Annotated in this window: 11 protein-coding genes; all 11 read right to left on the bottom strand. The window is 74.8% G+C overall.

The window, feature by feature from the left end:
* Positions 1-21 precede the first annotated feature (21 nt).
* On the bottom strand, positions 22-810 hold the full coding sequence (locus HLV61_RS05865; RefSeq protein ID WP_369253456.1) for a ComF family protein: 789 nt from the start codon (positions 808-810) through the stop codon (positions 22-24).
* Positions 811-884: 74 nt separating this feature from the next.
* A complete protein-coding gene (locus tag HLV61_RS05860) occupies positions 885-2,597 on the bottom strand; it encodes an LpqB family beta-propeller domain-containing protein (protein ID WP_369253455.1) in 1,713 nt (570 codons plus the stop codon).
* On the bottom strand, positions 2,594-4,318 hold the full coding sequence (gene mtrB / locus HLV61_RS05855; protein ID WP_369253454.1) for an MtrAB system histidine kinase MtrB: 1,725 nt from the start codon (positions 4,316-4,318) through the stop codon (positions 2,594-2,596). Before mtrB ends, HLV61_RS05860 begins: the two co-directional genes overlap by 4 nt.
* 28 nt (positions 4,319-4,346) lie before the next feature.
* Positions 4,347-5,054: an MtrAB system response regulator MtrA gene (gene mtrA, locus HLV61_RS05850; protein ID WP_369253453.1), complete on the bottom strand. Its 708-nt coding sequence runs from the start codon at positions 5,052-5,054 to the stop codon at positions 4,347-4,349.
* Positions 5,055-5,133: 79 nt separating this feature from the next.
* Positions 5,134-6,630 (bottom strand): adenosylhomocysteinase, encoded by a 1,497-nt coding sequence (ahcY, locus tag HLV61_RS05845; protein WP_369253452.1) that lies wholly within the window; start codon positions 6,628-6,630, stop codon positions 5,134-5,136.
* A 152-nt stretch (positions 6,631-6,782) separates the two neighbouring features.
* Positions 6,783-7,637 (bottom strand): GmrSD restriction endonuclease domain-containing protein, encoded by an 855-nt coding sequence (locus tag HLV61_RS05840; protein WP_369253451.1) that lies wholly within the window; start codon positions 7,635-7,637, stop codon positions 6,783-6,785.
* Positions 7,638-7,705: 68 nt separating this feature from the next.
* The gene (manA, locus tag HLV61_RS05835) at positions 7,706-8,881 is read right to left on the bottom strand and encodes a mannose-6-phosphate isomerase, class I (RefSeq protein WP_369253450.1); all 1,176 of its coding nucleotides are present in this window, start codon (positions 8,879-8,881) and stop codon (positions 7,706-7,708) included.
* A gap of 95 nt (positions 8,882-8,976) precedes the next feature.
* Positions 8,977-9,921, bottom strand: coding sequence for a DUF808 domain-containing protein (locus tag HLV61_RS05830; RefSeq protein ID WP_369253449.1), 945 nt, complete (start codon positions 9,919-9,921; stop codon positions 8,977-8,979).
* Positions 9,922-10,028: 107 nt separating this feature from the next.
* The gene (locus HLV61_RS05825; RefSeq protein WP_369253448.1) at positions 10,029-11,171 is read right to left on the bottom strand and encodes an SIS domain-containing protein; all 1,143 of its coding nucleotides are present in this window, start codon (positions 11,169-11,171) and stop codon (positions 10,029-10,031) included.
* Positions 11,168-11,389, bottom strand: a complete 222-nt coding sequence (locus HLV61_RS05820) for a Trm112 family protein (RefSeq protein ID WP_369253447.1) — start codon at positions 11,387-11,389, stop codon at positions 11,168-11,170. The genes HLV61_RS05825 and HLV61_RS05820 overlap by 4 nt, the downstream gene beginning before the upstream one ends.
* Positions 11,386-12,747, bottom strand: a complete 1,362-nt coding sequence (locus HLV61_RS05815) for a phosphomannomutase/phosphoglucomutase (protein WP_369253446.1) — start codon at positions 12,745-12,747, stop codon at positions 11,386-11,388. The genes HLV61_RS05820 and HLV61_RS05815 overlap by 4 nt, the downstream gene beginning before the upstream one ends.
* Positions 12,748-12,796: the final 49 nt, after the last annotated feature.

The following is a 12,796-nucleotide window of genomic DNA, read 5'->3' as shown; positions in this document are numbered from 1 at the left end:
TCGGGTGTGACCAATGGCACGCTAGTCGCTGTTCCGGCGACCGGACAGTCGATCGAGACGCCCCGGCGGGACACCCCGCGGGACCTGCGCGGAACCGCCCGGGAGTCCTCCTCCAGACCCGGGCCGCGGGGTCGCCGCGACCACCGCGGCCAGCACCGTCGTGTCGCCGTCCCGGCGCGGAGCCCGCAGCGCGGCGGCCGCCTCGGTGAGCGTGGCGCCGCTGGTCACGACGTCGTCGACGACCACGAGCAGCGCTCCGGCCGGGAGCGTCCCGGGGCGGACGGCGAAGGTGCCGGCCAGGTTGGCCCGCCGCTGCGCCACCGTCAGCCCCGCGGAGTCCCGCACCCGCCCGGCCCGGGTGAGCAGCCGGGCGCAGCCGGCGTCGACCCCGGCGGCGCGCAGGTCCGCGACGGCGACGGTCGCCAGCTCCCGCACGCAGTCGCGGCCGCGCACACGCAGCGCCGCCCGCGACGGCGGCACCGGGACCAGCAGGACCGGCCGTCCGGGCAACAGCACGGCGTGCACCCCGACGGCGAGCGCCAGCGCCGCCCCGAGCGGGCCGGCGAGCTCCGCGCGGCCGTGCTCCTTGAAGGCGGCGACGGTGGGGCGCACCGGCCCGGCGTAGGCGCCGGCGGCCACGGTGGGCGGCATCCCCCACGGCGGCCGGCGCGGCGTCGCCTCGCGCGGGGCGACGAGCGCGGCGGAGCAGCGCCGGCACAGCGCGGGTCCGGGGACGCCGCAGCCGGCGCAGGTGCGCGGGAGGACGAGGTCGACGAGGCTGCCGGCCAGCGCCGCGCCCCGTCCCCCCACCGCCCCAGCCTGCGGCCTGCCCCCGGGTCGCGACCGGCCGCGGCCGGATCTGTGGAGAGCGGGTCCGGAGGTGGCTAGGCGGGGTAGAAGGGCTCGGTGCCCGGTACCGGCGCCTGGCCGCGGACGAGCGTCACCCACGTGCCGCCGGTCAGCTCCCACACCGCCCCGCCGGCGCTGACCAGCGCCTGCTGACCGGGCGCGGCGGCCAGTGCGGTCGGCGGGCTGGGCAGGCCGGAGGTGGGCACCGTGGCCAGCCCCCACCCGTCGACGCCGACGACGTAGGGCACCACGCCGTCCTCCCCGCCGTCGGCGAGGACCATCAGGCTGCCGGCGGTGCGCCAGGCGACGTCCACGACCGAGGGCAGCGAGGGCGCCACCTCGCGGAGGTCGCGCAGCGCCACCGGCCCCTCCTCGGAGCGCACCACCGTGCCGACGAGCAGCACCGCCTCGTCGCCACGGCTGACCACCACGGCGGCGCGCACGCCGTCGGGCGAGAGCTGCAGCACCGTCGTCCGGCCCAGACCGGCCAGGGTCGGGGCGTTCACCGGCTGCGGCGAGCCGGTCGCCGGCACCCGGACGACGGTGCTCTCGTCGCGGACCACCCAGAACTCCGGGCGGGTGGCGGCGACCGTCGGGACCGACAGCCGGCCCGCCGGCACCACCGGGGCGAGGTCCCCGCCGTAGGGGCCCAGCAGCAGGGACGCGGTGCCACCGGCGACGGAGACGCCGGCCATGGTGGTCAGCGCGCTGGTCCGCGGATCGGCCGAGACCGCCGCGCTGGTCAGCCCGTACGCGCCCAGACCGGCCGGCCCGGGCGCGGGCTGCCCGTCGACGGTCATCAGCCGGCCGGCGTCGAGGTAGTGGCCGGCGGCGTCGGCGGGGACGGAGTCGGGACTGAAGGACGCCCAGTCGTCGGTGCGCTGGGCGGTCGGCGCGCCGTCGACGGTCACCGGCTCGCCGTTGGTGCGGACCTCCACGGAGTTGGTGCCCTCGACCTGGTCGAGGGTGAAGACCAGCTGCGCCGAGAGCTGCGCGAGCTGCTGCGGCGAGAGGTCGTCGAGGCCGGCGAGGTCGACGACGACCGTGGACCCGGAGACGGTGACCGCCCGGGTGAGCGTGACGCCGCCGAGGGCGTTGCCGACGCCGGCGGCCAGGGCCGGCGAGGGACCCTCGACCAGCCGCTGCACCAGCGTCGTCGGCTGGGCCTCCCCGGAGATCAGGTAGCGCGGGTCGGGCACCACCCGCGTCTGCGTCGGGTCCACGAAGTAGACGGCGAGGTCGTCGTAGAGGCGCTCGAAGTCGGGCACGAGCATGACCAGCCCGTCGGGCGGGTTGGCGATCCGCCACTCGCCGTCGACCTCGGTGAGGGTGAACTCGTGGGTGAAGACCGTGTCGCTGGCGGCGGTGAAGACGCCGCGCGGGTCCACCGTGCCGACCTGGTCGCCGGTCATGACGACGGCGCCCGAGCCGGTGGCCACCGTGGCGTAGTCCGGGCCCACGAGGGTGATGCCGGACTCGTCGCTCCAGGTCGCGCCCGCCTCGGGGGTCAGGTGCTCGACGGCGACGGGATGGCCGTTGACCGAGCTCGCGGCGGCGTCGACGAACCCGCGGACGATCTCCTCCGTCGTCGCGCCGGCGCGCGGCCCGAGCGGCTCGATCCCCACGTCGCCGGTGGGCCGGGCCGCGGCGTCGGTGATCGCCTGCGGCGCGGACCCGGTGGGCACGGTCGAGCACGCGGCCAGCAGGGCCAGCAGGAGGGCGGCCAGCGCCGCGGGCAGCCGCCTCACGGGCGCCGCACCCCGGGCCGGCGCACGATCGTCGGACGCAGCGGCAGCGGGGAGCTGGTGAGGTCGGTGCCCGCCACGAGCGGCACGGTGAGCCGGAACTGCGCCCCGAGCCCGGGCTGGCCCCACACCTGCAGCCAGCCGCCGTGCAGCCGGGCGTCCTCCAGGCTGATCGACAGGCCCAGGCCGCTGCCGCCGACGGTGCGCACCCGCGACGGGTCGGCCCGCCAGAACCGGTCGAAGACGTGCTGCGCCTCGGCGGAGGAGAGCCCGACGCCGTGGTCGCGGACGGTGACCGCGGCCGCCGTCCGGTTGGCCGCCAGGGTGACCTCGATCGGCTGCCCGCTGCCGTGCTCGACGGCGTTGCCGACCAGGTTGCGCAGGATCCGCTCGACCCGCCGCGCGTCGACCTCGGCGATCACCGGGTCGGCCGGGCCGGTCACCCGCAGCTCGCAGCCGTGCCGCTCGGCCAGCGCGCTCATCCCGTCGACGACCCGCCCGACCAGGGAGCCGAGGTCGGTGGGCGCCCAGTCGAGGACGGCGGCGCCGGCGTCGTAGCGGCTGATCTCGAGCAGGTCCGACAGCAGCCGCTCGAAGCGGTCGAGCTCCTCGTACAGCAGCTCGGCCGAGCGGGCCAGGTGCGGCGCGAACTCGTCGCGGGACTCGTGCAGGATCTCGGCGGCCATCTGCACGGTCGTCAGCGGGGTGCGCAGCTCGTGGCTGACGTCGGAGGTGAACCGCTGCTGCAGCTGGGACAGGCCCTCGAGCTGGGTGATCTGCCGCTGCAGGCTGTCGGCCATCGCGTTGAAGCTGGTGGCCAGCCGGGCCAGGTCGTCCTCGCCGCGGACGGTCATCCGCTCCTCGAGCTGCCCCTCGGCCAGCCGTTGTGCGGTGCCCGCCGCCCGGCGCACCGGGTCCACGACCAGCCGGGTCACGAGCACGCCGATCCCGGCCACGAACAGGGTGAGCGCGATGCCGCTGATCGCCACGGTGCTGCGGATCAGCGAGAGCGTCTCCTCCTCCTGGTCGAGGGGGAAGGCGTAGTACAGCTCGATCTCCTCGGTGGAGGAGACGTCGCCGGGCACCGGGGCGCCGACGAGCAGCGTGGGCCGGGGCTCGCCGGTGTCGTCGGGCACCGGCGCGTACTGCGTGTACTGGCCGCCGCCCTGCACGCCGGCGCGCAGCTCGGGCGGCAGCGCCGGGTACACGCCGGGCCGGCTGACCGCGGGCGGCCGCTCGGTGTTGCCCGTCCGGTAGACCATGACGACGTCGAAGTCACCGGCCGAGCCGCCGCGGGTGAGCAGCCCGTTCACGGTGCGCCCGAGGGTGGCCCGGACGCTGGCGGCGTCGCCGGCGGCGATGCCCACCACCTCCGACCGGGCGTAGACGACGCCGGCCTGCGCCTGGTCGATCGCCGCCTGCTGCTTCACCGACAGCAGCTGCGTGCGGATCTGGCTGAACAGCACCAGGCTGACGATGACGACGACGGTGCCGGCCACGACCATCGTGATCGCGCCGATGCGGACGTGCAGCGACTTCCGCCAGGCCGAGACCGCCCGGCCGGCCAGCCGCCGGGAGCGGATCCGCGCCCGGACCGCACGCCGGCGCAGCCCGCGCCGCACGGTGCGCAGGTCCCGCGGGCGCGGCCGGGGGCGGGCCGGGACCGGAGCGTTCCCGGTCCCGCCCGCTGCTGCCGCCGGCGGCGCCGGGTGGGTGGTGCTCACCGGCGGCCCGCGGCGCTTCCCGCGGTGGTCACGGGGGGCCGGCCTTGTACCCGACCCCGCGGACGGTCAGCACGATCTCCGGCTTCTCGGGGTCGCGCTCGATCTTGGCGCGCAGCCGCTGCACGTGGACGTTGACCAGCCGGGTGTCGGCGGCGTGCCGATAGCCCCACACCTGCTCGAGCAGCAGCTCGCGGGTGAACACCTGCCGCGGCTTGCGGGCCAGGGCGACGAGCAGGTCGAACTCCAGCGGGGTCAGCGGGATGGCCGTGCCGTCGCGGGTGACCTGGTGGGCCGGGACGTCGATCTGCACGTCGCCGATCGACAGCGACTCGGCCTGGCCGGTCTCGCCGCGGCGCAGCTGGGCGCGCACCCGGGCGACGAGCTCCACCGGCTTGAACGGCTTGGTGACGTAGTCGTCGGCACCGGCCTCGAGCCCCTGGACGACGTCGATCGTGTCGCCCTTGGCGGTGAGCATGACGATCGGGACGGCCGACTGACCGCGGATGTCCTGGCAGATCTGCAGGCCGTTGCGGCCCGGCAGCATCAGGTCGAGGAGGACGAGGTCGGGACGGGTCTGCTGGAAGACCGACAGCGCGCGGTTGCCGTCGGAGACGAAGGCGGGGTCGTAGCCCTCGCGCCGCAGCACGATGCCGAGCATCTCGGCGAGGGCGGCGTCGTCGTCGACGACCAGGACACGGCCGCGACTGGGCCCGTTGTTCGCTGCGGTCGGAGGCACGTGACCATTCTGCGACGTCACGGCCAGATAACGGTGGCGCCGGACCGGAGGGACCGGTCCGGCGCCACCATCCGTCACCTCAGTAGCGGTAGTGCTCGCTCTTGTACGGGCCCTCGACCGGGACGCCGATGTAGTCGGCCTGCACCTTGCTCAGGGTCGTCAGCTTCACGCCGAGCGCGTCGAGGTGCAGCCGGGCCACGTGCTCGTCGAGGTGCTTGGGCAGCACGGTGACCGTCGGCGTCTTGCCCTCGTAGGCCGCGCGGTTGCCCCACAGCTCGATCTGCGCGAGCACCTGGTTGGAGAACGAGGCGCTCATGACGAAGCTCGGGTGCCCGGTGGCGTTGCCCAGGTTCAGCAGCCGGCCCTCGGAGAGCAGGATGATCGTGTGGCCGTCGGCGAAGCGCCACTCGTCGACCTGCGGCTTGATCGTCGTCCGCTCGATGCCCGGGGTGCGGGCCAGGCCGGCCACGTCGATCTCGTTGTCGAAGTGGCCGATGTTGCCGATGATCGCCTGGTGCTTGGTCTGACCGAGCTGCTCGGCGCTGATGATGTCGCGGTTGCCGGTGGCCGTGATGATGATGTCGGCCTTGCCGATGACCTCGTCGAGCGTGGTCACCTCGTAGCCGTGCATCGCCGCCTGCAGGGCGTTGATCGGGTCGATCTCGGTGACGATGACGCGGGCACCCTGGCCGCGCAGCGACTCCGCGCAGCCCTTGCCGACGTCGCCGTAGCCGCAGACGACGGCGACCTTGCCGCCGATCATCACGTCGGTGGCGCGGTTGATGCCGTCGATGAGCGAGTGCCGGCAGCCGTAGAGGTTGTCGAACTTGCTCTTGGTGACCGAGTCGTTGACGTTGATCGCCGGGAAGAGCAGGCGGCCGTCGCGGGCCAGCTCGTACAGGCGCATGACGCCGGTGGTGGTCTCCTCGGTGACGCCCGCGATGCCCTGGCCGATGCGGGTCCAGTAGCCGGCGTCGGAGGCCAGCGTGCCGCGCAGCACGTCGAGGATGACGCCGTACTCCTCGGAGTCGGCCTCGGTCGTGTCGGGCACGGCGCCGTCGGCCTCGAAGCGGGTGCCCAGGTGCACGAGCAGGGTGGCGTCGCCGCCGTCGTCGAGCAGCATGTTCGGGCCCACGACGTCGCCGTTCCCGTCGCGGAACTCGAACAGGCGCTGGGTGCACCACCAGTAGTCCTCGAGGGTCTCGCCCTTCCAGGCGAAGACGGGGACGCCGGCGGGCTCCTCCGGGGTGCCCTCCCCCACGACGATCGCCGCGGCGGCGTGGTCCTGGGTGGAGAAGATGTTGCAGGAGACCCAGCGGACGTCGGCGCCGAGCGCGACGAGGGTCTCGATGAGGACGGCGGTCTGCACGGTCATGTGCAGCGAGCCGGCGATGCGGGCGCCGGCCAGCGGCTGCTCGTCGCCGTACTCCCCGCGCAGTGCCATCAGGCCGGGCATCTCGTGCTCGGCGAGCCGGATCTCCTTGCGGCCGAACGGCGCCAGGGAGAGGTCGGCGACCTTGAAGTCGGCCTCGCCGTTCGAGGTGGTCAGGGGACGGGTGCCGGTAGAGGCGGTCATGTCGCTCCAGGGTCGATGCCCCTGCCGCGGGCGGCGGGGGCTCGGGGTCACTGAGATGAGCGAGCATGCCGAGGCTTCGGCGGGGCTCGTGCCGTCCCCCAGGATAGCCGGGGCGGTCCACCCGACGGGCCGGCCCGGGACGACGCGGGGACTCAGCCCTCGCAGCCGACGCCGTCGCCGTCGCCGTCCAGGGACGCGTTCCAGCCCGGATCGCCCTCGCGGAGGGGCGCGGCGTCCGCGGCGCGCACCGCCGCGCAGTCCGGATAGGGCGTCGCCGGGGCCGTCGGCACGGTCGCGGGCAGCTGCGGGGCCGGCAGCGGGTCGCGCGAGGGCAGCGGCTGGTCCGGGCAGGTGCCGAGCACGCCGGCGACGGCGTCCCGCTCGGCGCGGGTCATCCACAGCCCGTAGCTCACCTTGACCGCGACCTGGCGGGCCACGTAGGCGCACCGGTAGGACCGGGTCGGGGGCAGCCAGCTGGCGGCGTCGGAGTCGCCCTTGGACTGGTTGAGCGGGCCGTCGACGGCGAGCAGGTTGAGCGGGTCGTTGGCGAACTCGGTGCGGCGCGCGGCGTCCCACTGCTGCGCGCCCTTCTGCCACGCGTCCGACAGCGGGACGACGTGGTCGATCTGCACCGCCTCGCTGGTCCCCTCACCGCGGCGGAACTCGATGGTGCGGCCGGAGTAGGGGTCGGCGAGGGTGCCGGCCTCGACGACGCAGTCGCGGGTGCCCGGCTCGAACACCTCGCCGGTGAGGTCGCGCGCCAGGACGTCGTTGCGGGTGTCGCAGCCGTTGTGGTCGGTGTCGACCCAGCCGTTGCCGAACTCGTCGCGGGAGTAGCCGGTCTGCGGCGCACGGCCCCGGACCTGCACGGAGTCCAGCGCCTCCAGGGCGCTGCCGGCGGACGGGACGGCGGGGGCGTCCCCGAGGAGCTCGGCGCAGCCCGAGGTCAGCGCGGCCGTCAGGACCACCGCCAGCACTGCGCGCAGCGGGAGCGGGCGGCGGGGCACGACCGACGCTACGTCCGCCGCCGCGCCGTCCTCCGCCGCGACACGCGGCCGGCGTCAGCGCAGATCCGTCAGCGCAGGTTCGTGGTGGCCCGGTAGAGGACGGCGGGACCGCGGGCGATCACCGGCGCACCGGCCGGCACGAAGGCAGATTGGCCCTTCGGCAGCCGGACCTCCTCCTCCCCGGACTCGAGGACCGCCTCGCCCTCCGTGCACAGCAGGACCTGCGGGCCGCGGGTGCCGAGGGAACCGGCCTGCTCGTCGAGCTGGCAGCGGGTGAGGTCGAAGTCGTCGACCGGAACCGGGTAGCGCAGGCCGCCGGGGCCGAGCACCGGGTGCAGCACCGGGACCTTGCCGTCGGAGAAGTCGAGCACCTCGATGAGCGCGGCGAGGTCGACGTGCTTGCTGGTCAGCCCGCCGCGCAGCACGTTGTCCGAGCTGGCCATGACCTCCACGCCGGCTCCGGACAGGTAGGCGTGCAGGTTGCCGGCCGGCAGGAACACCGCCTCGCCGGGGGCCAGCTTGAGGTGGTTGCACATCAGCGAGATGACGACGCCGGGGTCGCCCGGGTAGGTCTCGGCCAGGGTGGTGGCCCAGCGGTAGGTGTTGATGAACTCCGGGTCGTGGGCGGACACGAAGGACGCCGCCTTCTGCGCGACCACCTCGACGAGGTGCGTGCGCCGCTTCCCCGACAGCGCGAGCAGCTGCGGGATGGCCGCCTGCAGGCCGCCGCGGGCCAGGGCCGCGATCGTCGGCTTGAGCTCGGGCAGCTGGAGCTTGGCCAGGCAGTGCAGCGACTCCTCCACCGGGCGGAAGCCGCACAGCGCCTCGAAGGTGGTCAGCGCGAGCAGCAGCTCCGGCTTGTGCCACGGGTCCTTGAAGGTCCTCGTCGGGTCGTCCCTCGGGACACCGGCGGCCTCCTCGGCGGCGAAGCCGGCCCGGGCCTGCGCCATGGTCGGATGGGCCTGCAGCGACAGGGGCGCCTCGGCCGCCAGCACCTTCATGAGGAAGGGCAGCCGGGCGCCGAAGGTCCCGGCCACCTCGGGGCCGAGGAGCTCCGCGGGGCTCTCCGCGATCGCCTTGTCCAGCGGGGTGCCGGTGGACAGGACGCTCGGCTGGTCGGGGTGACCGCCCATCCACAGCTCGGCGTAGGGCCGGTCGGCCGGCACCGGTTCACCGAGCAGGTCGGGGATGACCGTCCGGGAGCCCCAGCGGTAGTGCCGGACGGCGTTGCTCATCTGCCACATCGCCCCGGAGGCTACCGACCTGCACGGATGTGACCGAGCACGTCGTCACCCTCCCGGGTGGCCGTGACACCTCGGGACGGGCGACCGTCACCCGGTCAGTGGGTCCCGGCCTCCGCCTTGCGGCGGTGCAGCGTGAGGTTCAGCACGAGCACGACCAGCGCGCCGACGACGAGGCCGACCAGCGCGCTGGCGAACGTGTTCACCAGCCACCCCACGACCCCGCCGAGGGCCCCGGTGGCGTCGTGCGCCAGCTCCTCCAGGTGGTGCACGACGCCGTACACGGCGTGCAGCCCGAGCTCGTCGCTGCCGACCAGCAGGATGTGGCCACCGACCCACAGCATGGCGGCGGTCCCGATGACGGTGAGGGCGCTGAGCAGCTTCGGCATGCCCTTGACGAGCCCGCGGCCGAAGGGGGCCACGCCCTTCTTGCCGGTCTGGGACAGGCGCAGCCCGGCGTCGTCCATCTTCACGATCAGGCCGACGACGCCGTACACCAGGACGGTGATGGCCACGGCGACGACCGCGAGGATGATCGCCCGGGACCAGAAGCCCTCGCTGGCGACCTCGTTCAGCGAGATCACCATGATCTCCGCGGACAGGATGAAGTCGGTGCGCACCGCTCCGGACACGATCGTCTTCTCGTCCGGCATCGCGTCCTCGACCGAGGCGTGCTCGTCGTGGTGGCCGCTGAACCGGTGCCAGATCTTCTCGGCGCCCTCGTAGCAGAGATAGGCACCGCCGACCATGAGGATCGGGGTCAGCGCCCAGGGCAGGAACTGACTGAGCAGCAGGATCGCCGGGAGGATGATCAGCAGCTTGTTGCGCAGCGACCCGACGGCGATCTTCCGGATGATCGGGATCTCCCGGTCGGCCGACAGGCCGCGCACGTACTGCGGTGTGACGGCGGTGTCGTCGACCACGACGCCCGCGGCCTTGATGCCCGCCCGCCCCGCGGCGGCCCCGACGTCGTCGATGGAGGCGGCGGCGGCGCGCGCCAGCAACGCCACGTCGTCGAACAGGGCTACGAGTCCACCGGCCACGGGAGGTCCTTCCAGTCGGTCAGCAGTCGTGTCGTGTCATCGCACGGTCGGGTCGGTGCGCTCCGTGCCGGTACCCCGGGCCGGCGGATCGGACACCGGCCAACGGGTCACCGCCGCAGCGCCCTCTCCTGGTCGAGCACCAGCGCCAGGTAGACGGCGCTGAAGTCGGCCACCGCCAGCTGCCGCGCGAGGCGGGGCAGCCGGCCGTGCCGGTCGGCGTCGCCGTGCTCGGCCAGCCCGCTGACCGGCACGTTGCTGGCCGCCGCGGTGCGCAGCACCTCGGTCATCGCCTCGTGCGCCGAGCGGGGCTCGCGCTCGCCGGCGCCGTCGTGGTGGGCGGCGTCGGTGTCGCGGATGGTGAGCAGCCGCAGCCGGCGGCCCTCGTCCTCGGCACGGTCGCGGAAGAAGTCGTCGGCCTCGCGCGGCGCCAGCGGGCCACCCAGGACGGCGCAGGCGGCCACCCGCTGGTCGGGCAGCCGGAAGCCGCTGGTGGGGAGGCCGGCGAGGGTGGCGAGCTGGTCGGCGAACCGGGCCGCCGCGGTGTCGGCCAGCGGCCCCTCGGCGGCGATGACCGGGAAGGCGTCGAGCAGCTCGAGCGCCAGCGTCTTGGCCGGGTTGGTGAACGACTCGCGGGCCGGGCCGCACTCCCCGGCGACCTCGTCGAGGGCCGAGGCGACCGCCTCGAGGTCGGCGGCCTCCGGGCGCAGGAGGCCGAGGTCGGTGGCCAGCCGCAGCAGCGGGGTGAGCAGCGACCACAGCGTGGTGTGCCGGACCCGCGCGCGCGGCAGCGGGACGTAGGGCATCCGCGCGGTCGAGCAGGCCGCCCGCAGCGGTGCGTCCTCGGCGCCGATGCCCAGCAGGGTCACGCCGCGGCGGGCCGCCTCGTAGGCCGGGGTGACCGCGTAGCGACCGGCGCCGGTCCGGGTGGCGACGACGGCGATGTCGGTCGGGCCGGTCCACACCGGCAGGTCCGGGCCCGGGACGACGTCGACGGTGACCGGGCTGGACGGGCCGAGCAGCGCCCGCAGCACCGACGCCGCCACCGCGCCCTCGCGCCGGGCGACGATGACCAGGCCGCGCGGGCGGCCGCCGCCGGTGACGCGGTCCAGCCCCGCCTCCTCGGTCAGCCGCGCGGTCTCGCGCACCTGCGCACCCGCACCGGCGACCGCGGGCAGCAGGCCGCGCGGGTCGCGGGCGCGCAGCACGTCGAGGTCGTCGAGGACCTCCTCGGCCAGCTCGGGCGAGGTCACGGGGTGGCCGTTCCCGTTCCGCCGCGCGGTCGAGCCTCGTCCAGCAGCAGCACCGGGATGCCGTCGCGGACCGGGAACGCCCGGTCGCAGGTGGTGCACACCAGCTCGCTCGCCGCCTCGTCGACGGTGAGCGGGCTGTGGTGGGTGTCGGGGCAGGCGAGGACCTCCAGCAGCAGCGGGTCCAGCCCCAGCGGTCCCGACGTCGTCCCCTGCGTCACGCGCGCACCATCCCCAGCACCCGGTCCCTGAGCTGTTCCATCCGCGCCCGGTCGGGCGCTTCCACGTTGAGCCGCAGCAGCGGCTCGGTGTTGCTGGCCCGCAGGTTGAACCACGACCCGTCGGGCAGGTCGACGGTGAGGCCGTCGACCTCGTCGAACGTCGCGCCCTCGGCCTCGAAGGCCTCGCGGACGCCGGCGGTGCTCGCGGCGGCGTCGGCCACCGTGGAGTTGATCTCCCCGGAGGCGGCGTAGCGGCTGTAGGCGGCGGTCAGCTCCGACAGCGTCCGGCTCTGCTCGCCGAGGGCCGCGAGCACGTGCATCGCGGCGAGCATGCCGGTGTCGGCCCGCCAGAAGTCGCGGAAGTAGTAGTGCGCCGAGTGCTCGCCGCCGAAGACGGCGTCGGTGCGGGCCATCTCGGCCTTGATGTAGGAGTGGCCGACCCGGGTGCGCACCGGCTGCCCGCCGTGCTCGCGCACGATCTCGGGCACCGCGCGCGAGGTGATCAGGTTGTGGATGACCGTCGTCCCCCGGCCCTTGGCCAGCTCGCGGACGGCGACCAGCGCGGTGATCGCCGAGGGGCTCACCGGCTCGCCGCGCTCGTCGACGACGAACACGCGGTCGGCGTCGCCGTCGAAGGCCAGGCCGATGTCGGCGCCCTCGCGGCGGACCGCCTCCTGCAGGTCGACCAGGTTGGCCGGGTCCAGCGGGTTGGCCTCGTGGTTGGGGAAGGTGCCGTCGAGCTCGAAGTACAGCGGGACGACGTCGAGCGGGAGGCCGTCGAGCACCACCGGGACGGTGTGCCCGCCCATGCCGTTGCCGGCGTCGACGACGACCCGCAGGGGGCGGATCCCCGACAGGTCGACCAGCGAGCGCAGGTGGGCGGCGTACTCCGCCAGCAGGTCGCGCTGGGCGACCTCGGCGACCCGCGCGGGTGCACGGTCGTAGGTGTCGCGCTCGGCCCACTCGCGGATGGTGACCAGCCCGGACTCCTGCCCCACGGGGGCGGCTCCGGCGCGGCACAGCTTGATGCCGTTGTACTGCGCCGGGTTGTGGCTGGCGGTGAACATGGCGCCGGGCACGTCGAGGGAGCCGGCGGCGAAGTAGAGCAGGTCGGTGGAGCCGAGCCCCGCCTCGACGACGTCGACCCCGCGGGAGAGGACGCCCTCGGCGAAGGCGCGGGACAGGGGCACCGAGGAGGGGCGCATGTCGTGCGCGGTGACCACCGCGGTGGCGCCGCTCTCGGCGCTGACGAACTCGGCGAAGGCGGCACCGATGCGCCGCGCGACGTCCTCGTCCCACTGGTCGGGGACGACGCCCCGGACGTCGTAGGCCTTGATGATCGCCGACAGGTCCGTCACTGCCCACCCTCGCCTGGACTGGCCGGAGGCGGTCCCCCGGTCCGGACGA

This window comes from Geodermatophilus amargosae (genome assembly GCF_041028265.1).
GTDB lineage: Bacteria > Actinomycetota > Actinomycetes > Mycobacteriales > Geodermatophilaceae > Geodermatophilus > Geodermatophilus amargosae_A.
The sequence above is the reverse complement of the archived record's forward strand: the minus strand, read 5'-3'. Positions and strand labels throughout refer to the sequence as shown.

Excerpts from the sequence above, each read along its gene's own strand:
- manA (WP_369253450.1), bottom strand. The coding sequence starts at position 8,881 with ATGTGGCAGATGAGCAACGCCGTCCGGCACTACCGCTGGGGCTCCCGG.
- ahcY (WP_369253452.1), bottom strand. The coding sequence starts at position 6,630 with ATGACCGCCTCTACCGGCACCCGTCCCCTGACCACCTCGAACGGCGAG.